General features: G+C 32.0%; 23 protein-coding genes. 18 read left to right on the top strand and 5 right to left on the bottom strand.

The window, feature by feature from the left end; genetic code table 11:
* Nucleotides 1–625: 625 nt before the first annotated feature.
* Nucleotides 626–1,594: an ABC transporter substrate-binding protein gene (locus Q5I06_RS05050; RefSeq protein WP_305517127.1), complete on the bottom strand. Its 969-nt coding sequence runs from the start codon at nt 1,592–1,594 to the stop codon at nt 626–628.
* Between the two features lie 94 nt (nt 1,595–1,688).
* Between Q5I06_RS05050 and Q5I06_RS05045 the strand changes: the two genes are divergently transcribed.
* The 12 genes from Q5I06_RS05045 (at nt 1,689) to Q5I06_RS04990 (ending at nt 13,202) form a co-directional block, all read left to right on the top strand.
* Nucleotides 1,689–2,348, top strand: a complete 660-nt coding sequence (locus tag Q5I06_RS05045; RefSeq protein ID WP_370692174.1) for a ThiF family adenylyltransferase — start codon at nt 1,689–1,691, stop codon at nt 2,346–2,348.
* Nucleotides 2,348–2,512 (top strand): hypothetical protein, encoded by a 165-nt coding sequence (locus Q5I06_RS05040; RefSeq protein ID WP_305517059.1) that lies wholly within the window; start codon nt 2,348–2,350, stop codon nt 2,510–2,512. Before Q5I06_RS05045 ends, Q5I06_RS05040 begins: the two co-directional genes overlap by 1 nt.
* Nucleotides 2,513–3,394, top strand: a complete 882-nt coding sequence (locus Q5I06_RS05035) for a carbon-nitrogen hydrolase (protein WP_305517058.1) — start codon at nt 2,513–2,515, stop codon at nt 3,392–3,394.
* 12 nt (nt 3,395–3,406) lie between these two features.
* Nucleotides 3,407–4,711 (top strand): Na+/H+ antiporter family protein, encoded by a 1,305-nt coding sequence (locus Q5I06_RS05030; protein WP_305517057.1) that lies wholly within the window; start codon nt 3,407–3,409, stop codon nt 4,709–4,711.
* Between the two features lie 2 nt (nt 4,712–4,713).
* Nucleotides 4,714–5,814 (top strand): UDP-galactopyranose mutase, encoded by a 1,101-nt coding sequence (gene glf / locus Q5I06_RS05025; RefSeq protein WP_305517056.1) that lies wholly within the window; start codon nt 4,714–4,716, stop codon nt 5,812–5,814.
* Nucleotides 5,815–5,880: 66 nt separating this feature from the next.
* Nucleotides 5,881–6,645, top strand: a complete 765-nt coding sequence (locus Q5I06_RS05020; protein WP_305517055.1) for a glycosyltransferase family 2 protein — start codon at nt 5,881–5,883, stop codon at nt 6,643–6,645.
* Entirely contained in the window at nt 6,608–8,056 is a 1,449-nt protein-coding gene (locus Q5I06_RS05015; protein ID WP_305517054.1) for an O-antigen ligase family protein, read from the top strand. Before Q5I06_RS05020 ends, Q5I06_RS05015 begins: the two co-directional genes overlap by 38 nt.
* Complete coding sequence (locus tag Q5I06_RS05010) at nt 8,053–9,357, top strand: glycosyltransferase family 4 protein (protein ID WP_305517053.1); 1,305 nt, start codon at nt 8,053–8,055, stop codon at nt 9,355–9,357. The genes Q5I06_RS05015 and Q5I06_RS05010 overlap by 4 nt, the downstream gene beginning before the upstream one ends.
* Nucleotides 9,348–10,241: a glycosyltransferase family 32 protein gene (locus tag Q5I06_RS05005; RefSeq protein WP_305517052.1), complete on the top strand. Its 894-nt coding sequence runs from the start codon at nt 9,348–9,350 to the stop codon at nt 10,239–10,241. Before Q5I06_RS05010 ends, Q5I06_RS05005 begins: the two co-directional genes overlap by 10 nt.
* Entirely contained in the window at nt 10,238–11,239 is a 1,002-nt protein-coding gene (locus Q5I06_RS05000) for a glycosyltransferase (RefSeq protein ID WP_305517051.1), read from the top strand. Before Q5I06_RS05005 ends, Q5I06_RS05000 begins: the two co-directional genes overlap by 4 nt.
* A gap of 80 nt (nt 11,240–11,319) precedes the next feature.
* Nucleotides 11,320–11,871: a class I SAM-dependent methyltransferase gene (locus Q5I06_RS04995; protein WP_305517050.1), complete on the top strand. Its 552-nt coding sequence runs from the start codon at nt 11,320–11,322 to the stop codon at nt 11,869–11,871.
* Entirely contained in the window at nt 11,868–13,202 is a 1,335-nt protein-coding gene (locus Q5I06_RS04990) for an MATE family efflux transporter (protein ID WP_305517049.1), read from the top strand. Before Q5I06_RS04995 ends, Q5I06_RS04990 begins: the two co-directional genes overlap by 4 nt.
* On the opposite strand, the gene Q5I06_RS04985 is transcribed toward Q5I06_RS04990, so the two are convergent.
* Nucleotides 13,195–13,446 carry a hypothetical protein gene (locus Q5I06_RS04985; RefSeq protein ID WP_305517048.1) on the bottom strand — a complete coding sequence of 84 codons (252 nt, stop codon included), beginning with the start codon at nt 13,444–13,446 and terminating at the stop codon, nt 13,195–13,197. The two genes, Q5I06_RS04990 and Q5I06_RS04985, sit on opposite strands and share 8 nt — an antisense overlap.
* A 146-nt stretch (nt 13,447–13,592) precedes the next feature.
* On the opposite strand from Q5I06_RS04985, the gene Q5I06_RS04980 reads away from it, so the two are divergent.
* From Q5I06_RS04980 to Q5I06_RS04960, 5 genes are all read left to right on the top strand, one after another.
* Nucleotides 13,593–13,748: a hypothetical protein gene (locus Q5I06_RS04980; RefSeq protein ID WP_305517047.1), complete on the top strand. Its 156-nt coding sequence runs from the start codon at nt 13,593–13,595 to the stop codon at nt 13,746–13,748.
* Nucleotides 13,749–13,753: 5 nt separating this feature from the next.
* A complete protein-coding gene (locus tag Q5I06_RS04975) occupies nt 13,754–13,957 on the top strand; it encodes a hypothetical protein (RefSeq protein ID WP_305517046.1) in 204 nt (67 codons plus the stop codon).
* Nucleotides 13,958–13,967: 10 nt separating this feature from the next.
* A complete protein-coding gene (locus Q5I06_RS04970; RefSeq protein ID WP_305517045.1) occupies nt 13,968–14,162 on the top strand; it encodes a hypothetical protein in 195 nt (64 codons plus the stop codon).
* Nucleotides 14,163–14,502: 340 nt separating this feature from the next.
* Complete coding sequence (locus Q5I06_RS04965) at nt 14,503–15,237, top strand: LEM-3-like GIY-YIG domain-containing protein (RefSeq protein ID WP_305517044.1); 735 nt, start codon at nt 14,503–14,505, stop codon at nt 15,235–15,237.
* Between the two features lie 40 nt (nt 15,238–15,277).
* A complete protein-coding gene (locus Q5I06_RS04960; RefSeq protein WP_305517043.1) occupies nt 15,278–15,760 on the top strand; it encodes a hypothetical protein in 483 nt (160 codons plus the stop codon).
* A 55-nt stretch (nt 15,761–15,815) separates the two neighbouring features.
* Here the strand turns inward: Q5I06_RS04960 and Q5I06_RS04955 are convergent, their stop codons facing one another.
* The 3 genes from Q5I06_RS04955 to Q5I06_RS04945 all read right to left on the bottom strand — a co-directional run bounded on the left by Q5I06_RS04955 (nt 15,816) and on the right by Q5I06_RS04945 (nt 17,241).
* Nucleotides 15,816–16,319: a ferritin gene (locus Q5I06_RS04955; RefSeq protein WP_305517042.1), complete on the bottom strand. Its 504-nt coding sequence runs from the start codon at nt 16,317–16,319 to the stop codon at nt 15,816–15,818.
* Between the two features lie 209 nt (nt 16,320–16,528).
* Complete coding sequence (locus Q5I06_RS04950; RefSeq protein ID WP_305517041.1) at nt 16,529–16,702, bottom strand: hypothetical protein; 174 nt, start codon at nt 16,700–16,702, stop codon at nt 16,529–16,531.
* A 20-nt stretch (nt 16,703–16,722) separates the two neighbouring features.
* Complete coding sequence (locus tag Q5I06_RS04945; RefSeq protein ID WP_305517040.1) at nt 16,723–17,241, bottom strand: hypothetical protein; 519 nt, start codon at nt 17,239–17,241, stop codon at nt 16,723–16,725.
* Between the two features lie 94 nt (nt 17,242–17,335).
* Here Q5I06_RS04945 and luxS point away from each other — a divergent pair, with 94 nt between their 5' ends.
* Nucleotides 17,336–17,833 carry an S-ribosylhomocysteine lyase gene (luxS, locus tag Q5I06_RS04940; RefSeq protein ID WP_305517039.1) on the top strand — a complete coding sequence of 166 codons (498 nt, stop codon included), beginning with the start codon at nt 17,336–17,338 and terminating at the stop codon, nt 17,831–17,833.
* Nucleotides 17,834–17,851 lie beyond the last annotated feature (18 nt).

Genomic DNA, 17,851 nt, shown 5'->3' with positions numbered 1-17,851 from the left:
ATATTTTTAGGGGCTTTAACTTTATGGAGATTCTTCTTAATGTGAAGTTATGCTAGATTCTTCTTTTTCTCTTCTCTTTTTTGAATTCTTATATTGGGCAACTATGTTGATGAGAAACAATATCCAGCATAAGGGTATAAATAGGATAGAATAGGAGATAAGAAGATATACTTGTGATTCAGTTTTAAGGATTGTTTTGAATATAAAGAATAAATTAATATCATTGAAGCTGAAATATTTTTTCATAATCATTATATAAAGATCGATATTTTTATTCGATAGAATTTGGTAGTTGATATTTCCGCAGTAAAATCCCTTATTATTTATGGTTAAATCTGCAATAATATCCTTTGTTTCAATTTTTAAATTGATGGGATTTTTATTAAATCTCCACCAAAAAATCCACAAGCACTAGCCCAACAATGATTGATCATAATTATTAAGAAAATTAATTTTAGCATATTATTTTCTAAAATTCTTTTGTAGTTTTTTGAAATAAGAATTTGGAAGAGGTATTTCTCAAAAAGAGGCGATCCATACTCTTGCACTTATTATTTTATTGGCAAGTTTGCACTCAATATTTGCGATGAATAATAGTATGGATATTTTTTTTGATCTCTTTGTATTATTTCCACAAAAAAGCATTTACTTCTGAAGGCTTGAGATTAAAGATGCTTTGGTAATAATCAATCAATATTTTGTTAATATTTGTAGTTTTAAATGCTTCTGGATAAGCTTTCAGAGCTATAAACAAAGAAATAAGAGGCGTTCTAGGTCCTCCTATGTCAATAGGAGGGAGTTTATAGACTTGTTTATTTTTGACTGCATTGATAGTTTGAAATTGCGGATTGTTTATAATGTCTTTTGGACTATAAGGGCTGAGCCACCATATAAAAATAATATCAGGGTTTTCAGAAACAATTTTTTCCAAACTGATTTGTGCTCGAGTATTTTTGATATATTTTAGTCCTATATTCTCCACCCCAGCCTTTGCTAGAATATCTGAATCTAAGCTATTTTTACCGCTGATTTCATTAGGCTGGTGAAAGATTTCGATCACGCGTTTTTTTTCAGAGATATTTTGGGTTTTATTACGAATAAAATCGAGTATTTCTTGCATTTTAGCTATTTTTGGTTTTGATGATACTTCCTCCCCTAGCACTTTTGCTTGAATAGAAATATCATCTATCACATTTTGAACGGTTTTGTCTTGAAAAGAAAGGAATTCAATACCAAATTTTTTTGCAAACTCTATTGCCTGAGGGTTTCCCACATAAGTGATAATGAGATCAGGGGATAAACTTTTGAGTTTTTCTATATTCAGGGCAGCATAGTGGTCATCACTGAGTTCTTTGATGTTTTTTAGATTTTTGGCAGTGAGCTTGACAATATCACTTTTGAATCCATAAGAAGCCATTCCGACGACTTTATCCCAGTCTCCAAGCATTGCAGGAACTTCTGCAAAACTTCCTAGATAAATAACTCTATTGATAGGTTGTGAAATCTTTTGAACGCCAAAGTAGTCTTTAACTTCAACTTCTTTTGATGCATAACTTAGAGTCAGTATGAAAATCGGTGACACTAATATTTTTATGAGGAGATGATTTTTCACAAATAAATCCTTGATTAATGGTATCTTAAGAACATAGCTTATGATAGAATAATGAAAAAAAATGATGGAAAAGACAATGGAAGATAGATTTACACGAACAAGGTTTTTGTTTGGAGAAGATTTTGAACTTTTTACAGATAAGAGAGTGATTATTTTTGGTATAGGGGGCGTGGGTGGATTTGCATTAGATTGTCTTTATCGCACAGGGATAGGTCATATTTCTATTGTAGATAAAGATTCTTTTGATATTACAAATCAAAATAGGCAGATTGGATCACATAAGGTTGGAGAAGATAAGGTTGAAGTTTTAGCTGAAATTTATCCAGGAATCACTCCTATTAAAAAACTTGTAGATATGGATTTTTTAGATGATTTTGATGTGAGAGAATATGATTATGTTATTGATGCGATTGATGATATTCCTGCAAAGGTACTATTAGCAAAGAAATGTTCAAAAATGCCATATGGAACTTATATTAGCTCTACGGGCAGTGCAAAAAAACTCAATCCTTTAGAGATAAAAGTAGATAGTGTTTGGAAAAGCTATGGGGATAAATTTGCTAGAAAATTTAGAGATTTACTAAAAAAAGAGAATTTTTCTGGAGATTTTAAGGTAATATTTAGTCCTGAAAATCCTAGATGTAAGCCTTTAGGTAGTTTTAGTGCAGTGACAGGAAGTTTTGGTTTGCAAATAGGCAGTGAAGTGATTAGAGATATTTTGAGTAGGAGAAAGTAATGTTAGAGACATATACCTATAAAATGTATGAAGATGATGAAATAGAAGATGAAGGCTTTGATGATGAATATCAAGATTGTGATGATGAAGATGAAGTTCCCTCTTATAATGGGTATGATGATGATGACTATCAAAATGCAGATGAAGAATATGAAGAAGAATAAATGAGAAAATTAAAAATCGCTGCTTTGCAGCATAGCTTTAAAGGCAATAGAATTGCTACTATTGAGCACACTCGAAAAATGATAGAGGACGCTTCTGCACAAGGTTCTCAACTTATTTTATTACAAGAATTGCACTCTAGGGAGTATTTTTGTCAAACTGAAGATGTTGGTTTGTTCGATTATGCTCGTGACTATGTCGATGATATGGAATTTTTTGCAAAGATTGCTAGAGAATGTGGAGTTGTCTTAGTGACTTCGCTCTTTGAAAAACGTAGTAGTGGATTGTATCACAACACAGCAGTTGTGTTTGAAAAAGATGGCAGCATAGCAGGAAAATACCGAAAAATGCACATTCCTGACGATCCAGGTTTTTATGAAAAGTTTTATTTTACGCCCGGAGATTTGGGCTTTGAACCTATCAATACAAGTGTTGGAAGACTTGGGGTGCTAATATGTTGGGATCAGTGGTATCCTGAAGCTGCTAGGATTATGGCACTCAAAGGAGCAGAGATATTGATTTATCCCACTGCTATTGGTTGGTTTGATGGAGATGATGAAAGAGAAAAAGAACGTCAAAGAGATGCTTGGATTGCAGTACAAAGAGGTCATAGCGTTGCGAATTCTCTGCCGGTAGTATCTGTAAATCGGACTGGATTTGAAAAGGATTCTAGCGGAACTCTAGCTGGAATTAGGTTTTGGGGTTCTAGTTTTGCATTTGGGGCTCAAGGGGAGTTACTTGCTCTTGGAAGCGTTGAAAATGATGAAATCTTAAGTGTTGAAATTGATATGGATAGATGCGAAGAAGTTCGTCGGATATGGCCTTTTTTGCGAGATAGACGTATTGATGCGTATGCAGATATTTTAAAAAGATTTTGTGATTAGAGGAAGGGATATTTGATTTTATTTAATCCGGTCGTAGTCGCTGTATTTGTGATGAGTATTTTGTGCTTATTTCGTATGAATGTTTTGCTCTCTATTATTAGTGCTTCCATAGTTGCTGGACTTGTATCAGGTATGGGAGTGATTGAGACTATTGATATTATGATAGCTGGAATGAAGGGAAATCTTGAGACCGCATTGAGCTATATTCTGCTAGGTGCTCTAGCTGTAGCGATAGCACGAGGAAATCTCACAAAAGTTTTGATTTTTAAAATGACCAAACTTATCAACGGAAGAGCTTTGTTTTTGTGTTTTTTTATTGCTTTTATTGCTTGTTTCTCTCAAAATCTTATTCCTGTCCATATTGCTTTTATACCCATTTTAATTCCTCCTTTGATAGGAATAATGAATAAACTCAAAATTGACAGAAGAGCTATAGCTTGTGCTCTTACTTTTGGACTTGAAGCACCTTATATTTGCATACCAGTAGGATTTGGACTTATTTTTCATACTATTTTACGAGATCAAATGATTCAAAATGGTATGCAAGTCTCTCTTTCAGATATTGCTAGTGTGATGTGGATAGGTGGATTGAGCATGTTGGTAGGGCTTGTGGTCGCGATACTCATTTTGTATAGAAAGCCCAGAGAATATAGAGAAGAGATTTTTGCTAAAGAAGAAGTTAAACTGCAAAATGCCCATTTGGGAATTTCGGATTATTTTACGATGGTGGGGGCTATCATTGCCTTTGGAGTGCAGATATATACAGGTTCTCTTCCGCTCGGTGCATTTGTTGGGCTTATCGTGATGCTTGTGGGGAAGGTTATTAAATGGAATGAAATGGATATGGTGATTGATGAAGGGATGAAGATGATGGCTTTCATCGCTTTTGTAATGCTTATCGCCGCTGGTTTTGGAGAAGTTCTCAAAGAGAGTGGGGCGATAGGCGATCTTGTGAGTGCTACGGCAAATATGGTTGGAGGAAAGCTTGGAGGAGCTGTTTTGATGCTAGTTATAGGGCTTTTGGTAACTTTGGGCATTGGGACTTCATTTGGGACTATTCCTGTTATCGCAGCCTTTTATTGTCCCTTGTGTGTGGAGTTGGGGTTTGGGATGAGTGCTACGATATTACTTTTGGGTATCGCAGGAGCATTGGGGGATGCAGGTTCTCCGGCTTCATCTAGCACCATGGGACCTACTTCAGGTTTGAATGTTGATGGTCAGCATAATCATATTTGGGATACTTGTGTGCCAACTTTTATTGCTTATAATATCCCTTTAATGATATTTGGTGTTGTTGGTGCGATGATTTTAGGATAATGATGAGAAATCTTGTTGTTGGTGCAGGAATATCAGGTCTGGTTTTAGCAGAGCGATTGGCTAATCAACTCAATGAAGAAGTGTTGATTATTGACAGGAGAGATCATATTGGTGGAAATCTGTATGATTACGAAAGTGAAGGGATTTTGGTGCATAAATATGGAGCACATATTTTCCATACAAACTCTTATAGGGTATGGGAATATCTAAATTCATTTTCTAGATTTTATCCTTATATGCATGAAGTAAAAGCTTTTATAAATGGTCATTTTGCTCCGATTCCTTTTAATTTAAACTCATTAGCTATCTTATTCCCTAAAAGTTTGTATAAAAAACTAGAAAGACAGCTTCTTAAACTCTATCCTTATGAGAGTAAGGTATCTATTTTAGAACTCTCTAAGGTTAGAGAGTTAAAATTTTTGAGTGATTTTATCTATCAAAATGTTTTTTATCACTACACATTGAAACAATGGCAGTGTCAACCAGAGGAACTTGACGCATCTGTGATGAGTAGGGTTCCTGTATGTATAGGAAAAGATAACAGATATTTTAAAGATATATTTCAAGGTATTCCCATAGATGGATATACCAAGATGTGTGAAAAAATGATTGATAATCCTTTGATTAAATTACTCTTGAATCAGGATTTTAAAAATATGTCTGATATTGGATATGACAGAGTGTTTTATAGTGGGGGCATTGATGAGTATTTTGATTATTGTTATGGAGAATTACCTTATAGGAGTTTGGAATTTGATATCAGAAAATTCGCAAAAGAATACTTCCAAACCAATTCCGTTGTAAATTATCCTAATAATTATGATTTTACTAGAATCATTGAATATAAATATTTTTTAGATCAAAAGAATCCGCAAACGATCGTTGGGTTTGAATATCCCAGAAATTACCAAAGAGGTATGGAGAGATTTTATCCAGTTCCCAATGATAAAAATAGAAAATTATATGAGAGATATTTAAAAAAAGCTAAGCAATTAAAAGATGTTTATTTTGTTGGTAGGCTTGGAGAATATCAATATTATGATATAGATCAAGCCGTGTTGAAGGCTCTGGATTTGTTTGAGGTTATCTTGAAAAGAAAATAGGGTATAATAACTACATAGTAATGACAAATAACAATATCTAACACAAAAATTTCAAAAGGTCATTTAATGCCATTAGTTTCGGTTATTATTCCTAGTTATAATACCTCTGATTTTATAGGTTACGCGATCGATTCGGTAATTTCTCAAAGTTTTGAAGATTTTGAATGTTTGATTGTAGATGATGCTTCAAATGATGGAAGTGCAGATATTATTCAAGAGTTTGTCAAAAAAGATAGTAGAGTTTTTTGTGTTTTGCTTCAAGAAAATGTTGGCGTTTCTAAGGCCAGAAACATTGCTTTAGAAAAGGCAAAAGGGAGGTTTATTGCTTTTTTGGATTCAGATGATGTGTGGCATAGAGATAAACTTAAGATTCAAATAGAATTTATGCTCTCCAAAAATATTGTATTTTCACACACCCCTTATCTTGTAATTGATGAGCAAAACAATAAACTCGGATCTTTTATGCCAAGAAATGCTGTTGATTATGTAGATACGCTCAAAACTTGTGATATAGGAAATTCAACAGCTATTTATGACAGCCATATTCTAGGCAAAATACATAGTGGAAGCATACGACATGATTATGAAATTTGGTTAAAAATTCTCAAAAAACACAAATCCTTCACCCCCCCCCCCATTGCTAATATAATTTTTCTAGCTTCTGTTCGCATTCGAAAGGGTAGCGATACCTATGATAAATTAAAATCTTGCAAACGTCAATGGCAGGTTTATCGCCAAATAGAAAAAATCGATTTTTTCAAAAGTCTGTATTATTTCGTTAATTATGCCTATTATGGGGTTAAGAAGCGATTTTCTTATTTTGGCCGATGATATGTTCTTAAAGCGATTTTTTCACAACTCAGTTTCATTATTACAGAAAAATTATTTTTTTGCAATTTCATTTTTAGCCACTCTTGCCTATTTCTTGCTTGGAGTGGTCTCTTTTCGATTCGGGGCATTTTTTGTTTTTTTAGCAATGATTATTTATTTATGTCATCATCGTTTTTGTTTTGGAATTTTTTTAAAAGATATTTCGGTCATTTGGTTTGGCATTTTGAGTTATATAGGTGTTCTTTTTATGGCTTTGCTTTCGGTTTATTTTTCTGCAGATAAATTTGGCACATTAGATAAGATCGAAATTTTTTTGATTCTACCTTTCTTTTTGATGTTATTTTTTTATGTTTTAGTGAAAAATTTAGAACAAAAAGCCTTCTATTTATTTTCCTTCTTCTTTAGTGTAGCTATTCTTTCGCAACCTTTTGCTACGATTTATCATTATTTTACGATAAATTCAGATCGAGTTGTAGGCTTTGGAGATGTTTCTATTATTCCTTATAGCTTATTTTTGCTTCTTAGCTTTGCTCTTTGTGTTTCAATGATAATTTATCTTAAAGGTAGATTCAAAATTTTCTCTTGCTTATTGTTGTGTGTGAGCTTGTTTGCTATGTATGCCAATGGAACACGTGCTTTGATTTTGTGTGTTGTGGTGATGGTTTTTGCAATGATGGTTTTGTTTAGAAATGAAATAAACAAAAAGATTTCTGTGGCTATTTCTCTAAGTATGTTTTTAGTGCTATTAGGAGGGTATTTTAGTAGTACATATTTTGGCGAACGTTTTAATTTTAAAAAAATATTTAGTCATATAGGGACTGTTTGGAGTTATGCTCCTGCACAGATGGGTCGATTTGATAAAAATTGCTTCAAAGAAGATTCGGATTACAATTGTTCAAAATTGAGCGGAGACAAGCTAGATGAAAGATTTAGTTTTGAATCAAACTCTTTGAATCGCTTAAGCTTGTGGAAGAGTGCTTATGTGGCGATTATGAAAAACCCCTTAATTCCTAATGGTTTTTATTCAAGATTTTTTAATAAAAACCTTTCTAATATTATCAAGCCAGATTCGATGGATTATTTTTATCCTAGAGATAAATATACTAATGCAGGGTATTATACTCATATGCACAATATGATTTTATCGTTTTTATTTGAGTTGGGCATAGTTGGATTTTTGCTCATCATAGCTATTTTTTTTGCGATTTTTAGAAGCTTTATTTTATTTTTACATAGAACAAATAATCTATATGAGAAACTTTTAGTATCTTCTGGCATTTTATTCTTAGTAGGCTTTTGGATCAGTATGTTTTTTGATTCGATAATCAGTTTCTCAAACACAAATTATACATTTTTCGCTCTTTTGGGAATATTTTTAGGCATTTCTCACAGAAGAGATAGTTGCCAATGATGAAGATTATTTTTGATGGGAGGGTGTTGGGAAATATCCAGAACAAAAATATGACTAGAACAGGAATTTTTTTTAGTGCTTATAATTTATTTTTAGAAATGTCGCGAAATAAAGATATAGAAGTATTGCTTTATTCTGATGTCAAGGCATTTTATGCGATAAAAAAATATTCTCAATATGATGAGAATTTTAGAGATATTAAGAATGTATTCAAATATTCTAAGCTCACGCAATGGGTCTCTTATGGGTTTTGGTTGCGTATGCGATTTTTGCCCAAAAACATCATAGAAATCTTTTTTGCTAAGCTTTTTACTTTAGTGTTATTGATACTCAAAAGAATGTTTTGTATTTTCGATAAGTCTAATTTATCTAAAAATGAACAATATGTATTTTTTTCTCCTATGGAGAAAATCCCTAGTTTTTTCCACAATAATGACAAAGTGATTAAATTTACCCTATTGCATGATGTGATTCCTATACTAGGTCAAAAACACTATACTCTCAAAAAAAATGATTGGTTTTGTGAGCTATTTGATTCTATAAATCCAAATGATTATTATTTTGCCAACTCAGTTTATACCAGAAAAGATTTTATCAAATACTGCTCTAGTATTGATGCCAATAAGATCACAGTGACTTATCTAGGAGCGAATGAAAATTTTTATCCCAATAAAGATGAGAAAAAAAATCGACTCATCAAAGAAAAATATCATATCCCACAAGACCAACAATATATTTTTAGCCTTTGTTCTATTGAGCCTAGAAAAAATCTGTTATTTGCAGTGGAAAATTTCATAAGATTTGTTCAAACATATCAAATTAATGATGTTGTTTTTGTTCTTAGTGGTGCACATTGGAAGGAGTTTATCAAAACACTACAAGACAAAATTCAAGACTTAGGGGAGTATGGAAATAAAATTATTCGTGCAGGTTATGTTGATGATAAAGATCTTGCAAATTTATATTCACATAGTTTATGTAGCGTATATCTTTCCACATATGAGGGATTTGGATTACCAGCACTTGAGGCGATGTCTTGTGGGACACCATTGATAGCTTCTAATGCTACCTCTATTCCTGAGGTTGTTGGAGATGGGGGAGTGCTTATTTCCCCAAGTGATGATTTGGCATTGCAAGATGCTTTTAAAAAAATCTATTTTGACTCTGCTTTTGCCAAGGAGTTATCTTTGAAAGGGATCAAACAAGCCAAAAAGTTTAGTTGGAAAAAATGTGCCACACAGATGATAGAAAAAATGAAAGCTGTATTGGAGCAAAAAAATTTGGATTCAAAATGTCTTTAAAAGTTGTCCATAGAATATTTTTCGGCTTTGGTGGAGAGAAGGATATTTATTTAGAGTATTTTCAAAACTGGCAAGAAAAACTTGAAGGCTATGAATTTAGACATTGGAATGCAAATAATCTTCCTTTGGATATCAATCCTTATGTAAAAGCGATGGTTGAACTTCAAGATGGGGTTTTTTTGAGTGATTATTTTAGGTGGTGGGTTTTAAGAGAATATGGAGGGATTTATTTAGATGGAGATATAGAGATTATAAATAAGGAAGCATTAGATATTTTGCTTGATAAGCTTAGTATCTCAGAAGAATATGATGCTATTATTGGAATAGAATCAAACGAAAAAGGAGGTTATACGAGTCATTCTATGGCGAGCAAACCTAATTCCGCAATTTCTAATTTTATGTGTGAAATTTATGAAAACTTGGGAAAAATCTATTTAGCTCGTAAAGAGCTTCTTATAGGACCAAAAATCACAGCTTTATATTTTTTGGACAATGGAAGTTTTACGCAAACAAAAGGTTATATTTTTGGTTTTAAAGATCCTATTATTGCCAATAGGGTGAAAATCTATCCCAAAGATTATTTTTCAGCTATTTCTTATGGTAAAACTCCAATTTTAGAAGATCTTACTGAGAGATCAGTTTTGGTTCATCATTATGGAAATTCTTGGTGGGAAAGGGATTCTTATTTTTTTATTCAAAAACAAGCGATGCGTAAGCGCAGAAAAATGATAAAAGACTATCTTCAGGAACAAAAAACCCTAAAGTTTAAGTTCAAACAAGGGTTCAAAAATTTTATGATAAAAATATTATTTCCTATAGGCTCTAAACGTAGATTTTGGATAAAGAATCTAGTTCAAAAAATAGTTCATATGGGTATAAAATGATTGATTTGAGTGTGATTATTCCAATTTATAATGTGGAAGATTATCTGAGGGAATGTTTGGATTGTGTTATCTCCCAGAGTCTTGAGAATATTCAGATTATTTGTATCAATGATGGTTCAACTGATAAGTCCCTGTCTATAATTTTAGAATATGCTAGAAGGGATGCAAGAATCGAAGTTGTTGATAAAAAAAATTCAGGCTATGGCCATAGCTGTAATATTGGAATCCATAAAGCTTTGGGAAAATATATAGCTATTTTAGAACCTGATGATTTTATTGATTTATCAATGTATGAAAATCTTATAAAAATAGCTCAAAGAGCTGATTTAGATATAGTAAAATGTGCTTATTATGAATATTTTGATTCAACAAAACAAAAAGATAGTTACATGGTTTTGCCACGATGGACTCAAAACATAACCCCATCGAATGAAGTTTTTGATACAAAAGAATTTCCTTCATTGCTTTTTTATCATCCTAGTATTTGGGCAGGGGTGTATAAAAGAGAGTTTTTGATGGAAAATAATATTAGATTTGTTGAGGCAAAGGGCGCATCTTGGGTGGATAATCCTTTTTTTATACAAACAATGTGTTTAGCCAAAAAAATTTCTTATACAACAAAGCCTTATTATTTTTATCGACAAAGCAATCCTAATTCTTCAAGCAATTTGATAAATTTTTCAGTTCCCTTAGAGCGAATGAGAGATATGAATGAATTTTTGATTCATCACAAGGAGATGCCAACTTTAGTTTTTGTACTTATTTTAAAAAAATATATCCGATATTTATTGTTAAGTATTTATATAGCCAAAAATCAAAAAATACCCGATAGTAGAATAGAATCTGAAATTTATATTTTGATTGATAATATCATCGAAAATTTTAAAATGCCAAAAATGCTCAAACTTCGATTTTTGTCGCTACGATTTTTTCCATTAGGAGTGATTTATCATTTATATAGTGTGCTTAGATGGATAAAATATAGATTTTTAAAATGAATATTGTCTGATTGGTCAAAATTTCTAAGGTAGTATAAATTTAATTAGCGATATGATTTTTAAAATATCTAAGGCAAAAAATGAAAGAAGATGCACTTAAGTGGAACAAAAGGCATACTGATGATGTTATGCCAATCTTACAGAGTGATCTTTTGATAAAATTTGTGGATATTTTGCCATTAGGGAGGGTTTTGGATATTGCTTGTGGAAATGGTAGAAATTCAAGATTCCTAGCAAGTAGAGGTTTTATTTGCGAATGCGTGGATATTTCATCTGTAGCTATTAAAAAACTTCAGAATATACAAGGAATCATTCCTGTATGCCTTGACTTAGATGAATATAAAATTACTCCTGATAGCTATGATGTGATTTTAGATTTTTATTTTTTAGATCGAAGACTTTTTGATGGTATCAAGAGAGGCTTGAAAAGAGGAGGTGTATTTTTGATGGAAACTTTTGTTGCAGATAAGGATTATCCTATTGATATTTCTGAACAAAAAATTTTATATAAGGGTGAGCTTGAAGAAATATTTAATGATTTTGAAATTTTATTTCATGACGAAATATACATAAAACGTTTGGGAGAGAAGACTAAAGCACTGCAATTTTGTGCCAGAAAGAAATCAAAATGATTCACTATACTTTCAAGCAAAAACTAAAAAAAATTATGAATATTGCCCTTCCTTCAGGGGCAAATTCTTTTTTGGATATTTTTGTCATCGCCATTTCGATGTTTTTTATGGGCAAACTCTCGAGCGAACATATCGTTGCAGTGGGGGTAGGCCTGAATTTTTTTATGCTGTTTTACACTATCAACGCGATTTTTTACATCGGAACAAATGCACAAATATCAAGATTTTTTGGGGCAAAGGACAAAAAGAATTCTAATTTAGTGTTTTCTACTTTGTTGATAGGTTCATTTTTTGTTTGTATCCCTATGGTTGGGATTGCTATTTGGGGGTATCCAAAGTTTTTGGATTGGATTAGCATGGGAGTAGAGGCTAGAAGATTAGGAGAGATTTATCTAAAAATTGTTATCTATTCTTTACCTGCAATGTTTTTGAAAAATATCATGATTTCAGCACTTGCAGCTATTGGGGATACGATCACACCTTTTTTGATGAGAGTTTTTACAACATCATTTTGTATTTTATTAAACTATGTTCTTATTTTTGGAAAATTTGGTTTTCCTAGATTGGAAATTGTAGGAGCAGCTTACTCTAATGTTATCATCGCCTATCTGGAATTAGCTATTTTATTTGGATTAATGTTTCGGAAAAAAGCTTATTTAAGTTTCTGTTTTAAATTCTGTTTTAAATTTTTTAGAAACGCTTTAAGGATTGGTATTCCAGCAGGACTCGAGAGACTTTTAACCCTATTTTCTTTGGTGCTTACAACGAAATTTTTATCAGAGTATGGAGATAATGTTTTGGCAGGTTCACAGATCGGCACAAGGATCGAAGCATTTTCATTTATGCCTGGATTTGGGTTTATGGTAGCAGCAATGGCATTAGTTGGACAGAGCCTAGGTGCAAATCGGGTGGATATTGCAAGTGATTTTGTTAAAACGATTTTAAAAATTTCTTCTTTTATTATGGGCATTTTGGGATTGGTGATGGCTATTTTCGCAGGATTTTTTTCATCTATTTTTGCCACAGGAGAGGAAGTAATACATGTATCAAAAATGTATCTTTTGGCAGTAGGACTTTCTCAGATACCTTTAATATGGGTTTTTGTGCTTGATGGGGCACTTAGAGGTGCTGGGATTACTAAGATCTCGCTTTGTATAAATGCAGTAAGTATTTGGGTATTTAGAATCCTTCCTATGTGGGTGTTGCTGTACTTAGGTTTTGGCGTGAAATGGATTTTTGTGATGATATTTATTGAAACCTATATTAGAGCTATTATCTTTTGGGTAGTTTTTTCTAAAGGAACCTGGAAACGTCCAGGTAAGACTATTTAACAGGTTTTTGTGTTTCTATCTTGCAAGTTTTTGGAAGAATTTTTTCGTGCAAAGAGCTTTTCTCTAAGACCTGATGAATGGAACTTGGAATAATTTGCCCTTTATCATCAATAAATACGCGATATAAATATCCATCTATACATTCATCAAGATGTTTGGGAAATTTTCCTTGAATGGGCATTGGCATGGAACTATTTGCTGATAAAATCGAACATATAAACAGAAACAACAGAACTCTTTTCATCAATCTCCTTTTTGAATTATCTTTTAGACATATATTAACCATTATTTTATGATAAATCCATATAAAAATAATTAAACAAAATAAGAAAATATTAATTGTATTTTTAATATAATTTTGTATTAAAAAATAATATATCAGATGTTTTTATGCTTAAAAAGATAGTAATTATTTTATCTATCGTATTACTTTTATCAGCAACAGAAAATACTGAAGATTTTGTTGGTATGCTAAACTCCGGTAAGTCTGCAGATGAAACAATAGGCAATGGAAGTATTGCTAGGGATAAAAGTGGGTTTTTATAGGGGGTATGTTTGGGGTTGCCTTTTTTGATGAAGATTTGTCGGTAGATCGATTTAAGGAAGAAATAAATACAACACCTAGAAGTGTAAGCACACTCACTTGCACAAAAAAACCTACTGGAGAAACCGTTTGTTCATCGACAGGAGGAGTTACATTACTAGTGGTGGGAGTTCAACTAGTACTACAACCTTATCAGAAAAATTTTTACTAGCGAATCATCAATGAGTTATGGAGGAAGATTTGGCTATAACTATTTTTTCACTCCAAGAAATGGATTAAGATTTATTTCTATGTTTCAGATGGAAAATTTAAAAATCACTCCAAATCAATACGTTCTATTCCAAGACTCTAGCGATAATTCCCATTATACCGTTTCTGCTGGAGTGGATTATCTTTTTGATTTTACCAAGGGGTGATCTCCTTTCGGGGTATTTTTAGGTATAGGATATGATTATAATTTCGGAGAAATCTTTAAAAAAATCAAAGAAAAAGATAGCACAAATACGAGCAATTCAGGTGTATATATGAACTTAGGAATCTCTCAAACAATCCTAAGAAGAGTACGTATTGATTTGGGTTATAGTTGTTGTTTTATAGGTATTTTAATGGAGCTTATCAATTAGAATCTGTAAAACAAGCCACTTCAACAAGATATGAGAGAATCCATACAAAAGCAAAAAAAAGCTCTCCTCAGGAACATTTTATCTCGCACTAGATATTCTTTTTGATTGAAAGTAACTTTGAAAGGAGTTCAAGTTGGAGGTTTTTTCTCAAAAAACTCAAGAAAGCATAGGTTTTTATGTGTATCTTTTAATAAATCCTTTGGATAACAAGATTTTTTATGTTGGAAAGGGACAAAAAAATCGAGTTTTTGAACATGCAAAAGCGTCTCTTTTGGATTTGGAAACAAATGATAAGCTTGACATTATTAGAGAGATTATTGCTAAAGGGCAAAAGGTAAAATATTATATTTTGCGACATGGACTAAGCGAAAAAGAGGCTTTTATTGTGGAGTCAAGCTTTATTGATTTTTTGACTTTCAGGGATTTTAAATCTGTCGCCAATATCACAAACATAATAGCAGGGCATCATCAATGGGACAAGGGCATTAAAAGTGTTGGAGAAATAGAACAAATCTACAATTGCAAATTATTAGATATACACAATAAGCCCCATAAATTACTCTGTATTAATATTAATAAGACCTATCATAGATATACTGATATTTATGAAGCCACAAGAAAAAGTTGGGTGTTAAATCCTGATAAGGCAAATGAGGCAGATTATGTTGTCGCAGAATATAAAGGGATTATTCGGGCTATATTTAAGGTTAATAGTAGGGGATGGTATTTTTATTCAAAAGATCAATATAATCGATATTGTTTTGAAGGCAATAGAGTTGAAGAAAAAGAGATTTGTGAGTTGTATTTGGATAAAAAACTTCCAGACAAACTCAAAGGAAGTGCCAATCCTATAAGATATCTATATTGATGATAATGTAATATAATCGTTAAAATAAGTGGAGAATGCTATGAATAATAAAATATTTATTTTATTGCTAGTGACATTTTTTATTTCTGTAGAAGATGGTTTTGGTAGCCAAACAAATGAAAATAATCTCTATTGCACTCTCTCTAATGACCAAGCAAAAGGTTGTATTAAGCCTATAAAAACAGATAAAAGTGCCGTGAGCATTCTTTTATCTCATCAAAAAGATATTTTCAACGCCCATTTATCAGTTGGTATCAAAAAATCTAACTACAACTATTTGATGTCTCCTAATATTTTTGGAGAGGATTTTTTAAATAAAGATATTGATTTGGGGCATGGATTGAAGCTTTTAAACGGTTCTGATAATGACCATTACTATGAATATTTTATAAAAGGAGATTATCTTCTTGATGAGGCAAAAAGAACGGCACTACAAGGAAAATCTGTAGAGGTAAAAGTAAGTTTTGATTTTGCAAATGCTTTTCACAAAATGCATACATTCTTCCGTCGTCTATTTCTTTGAAAATAAGGTAGAGAATTTTTTCAGAAAGCGAGATGGCTTAGCCATCTCAAAAGGGTTATTTTTTTCTTGAAAGAGCAATATTTTTGATGTATTGATCTGCAAGATAAAGACCATTTCCATTGTCGCCGATAAGTTTTAGTTTATCTACGATACCTCTAAAAAGAGCCTCCTCTTCATGTTGCTCATTGACATACCATTGTAAAAAATTAAAAGTTGGATAGTCTTTGTTTTTGAGCATATGATCTACAAGTTCATTAATAGAAAGAGTAATCTCTTTTTCGTGTTTATAAGTTTTCTCAAACACTTCAACTAAACTTTTGAATTTGTTTTCAGGGGCATCTATTTTTGCCAACTCTACATGTGAATCAGTTTCATTTAAATAAGTAATGATTCTTTTTGCATGATCTCTTTCTTCTTCTGCATGATCTGAGAGAAATAACCCTGCACCATCAAAACTATTTTCATAACACCAAGAACTCATACTGAGATAAAGATTTGAAGAAAACATTTCTTTCTGAACTTGAGAATTCAACAATTTAATAACTTCTTTTGATAACATAAAAACTCCTTGTAATTTAAATTTGTATCATAATTGTATCAAAAATGAGAATAGAAAAGTAAATGAGAAGAAAATTCTGTGATTTTTTAGGATAATTTTTTGGAATAAATATTGAAAAACCCGCTTTTTGGGCTTTAAAAAGCGGTTTTATTTTTTGAAAAGATTTGAAAAATAAGTAATTTTTAAATTAAAGAGAAAAATCTATTTAATTATTTGACTTCTTCAACTCCTATGCATTTTTGATTGCAATGATTATTTTTGCAGATAGTCTCGCATTTTATTGTTGTGTAGGTTGTTTGAGGTTTTGGTTTTTTAGCTGCACATCCTATAAATACAAGGATTGTGCAGATAGCTACTAAAAAATAGATCTTGAAAGGCTTCATCTTTTGTCCTTATTTTTTAATTACTGTTCAAAACTCTTAATGGCACTTTCATAAGCTGCTTTTAGTGCCTTAGAAATAGATTCATTTTTGATTTCTGGAGTTATGTTTGCATTAGAACCAATACTTAGAATCTTTTTTCCACTAAGCTCAATATTGCTTTTTCCTGAAAAAGTTCTAGTGATCCCACCTTTTTTAAGTGAGATTTTGACCTCTGAAGTTGCTTGAGATTGTTGTTTTGAACTAGCAATTTTTTCTTCAGAAGAGCTTTTTAACGATGTGCTATAGGAAATATTTCCAATATATCCATCATCGCTATCTTCTAATACAAAGCAATTATCTTTTAGATTTTCATCAAGTAGTTTTTTTATTTGATCAGGAGCTATATTGAGATCATTTTGCCCAGCTTTGATAGATTCAATATGGATTTTTGCAAGTGGAGCGGGACATTTTGGTTCTGTTTGAGTGATTTGAGGACTTTGTATCTGAGCACAACCGAACGCAAAAAATAGTGCTAATATGCTAAAAAAATAATGTTTCATAAGTTTCTCCTTGTCTTACTTAGTAGGGTTCAATTATATCTCAATTTTGATATAATTGAGAGTGATATTATTTTATTATTTCAAAGGAGTTTTTATGCCTTTATTAGATAGTTTCAAGGTTGATCATACCATTATGCCAGCTCCTGCAGTTAGACTTGCAAAGAGTATGCAAACCCCAAAGGGGGATAAAATATCAGTTTTTGATCTGCGTTTTTGTAAGCCAAATCAAGATATCTTGAGTGAAAAAGGAATCCATACACTTGAGCATTTGTTTGCAGGATTTATGAGGGAACATTTGAATAATTCCAAAGTAGAAATTATTGATATTTCACCAATGGGATGTCGCACAGGATTTTATATGAGCCTTATTGGAGAACCTGATTCTTATGATGTTAGAGATGCTTGGGAGGCAAGTATGAGAGATGTTTTGAGGGTAAAAGATGAAAAGGATATTCCAGAGCTCAACATCTATCAGTGCGGCACAGCAAAAATGCACTCTTTAAAAGAAGCTCAAGATATTGCTAGAAAACTTTTAGATCATGGCATTGGTGTAATGAATACACAGGATTTATTGCTCAAAGATTTTAAATAATCATTCATTCTGCGGGGA

Source organism: Helicobacter cappadocius (genome assembly GCF_030688855.1).
Classification (GTDB): Bacteria; Campylobacterota; Campylobacteria; order Campylobacterales; family Helicobacteraceae; genus Helicobacter_J; species Helicobacter_J cappadocius.
Note: the sequence above shows the minus strand (reverse complement) of the source record. Positions and strands in the feature narration are given on the sequence as shown.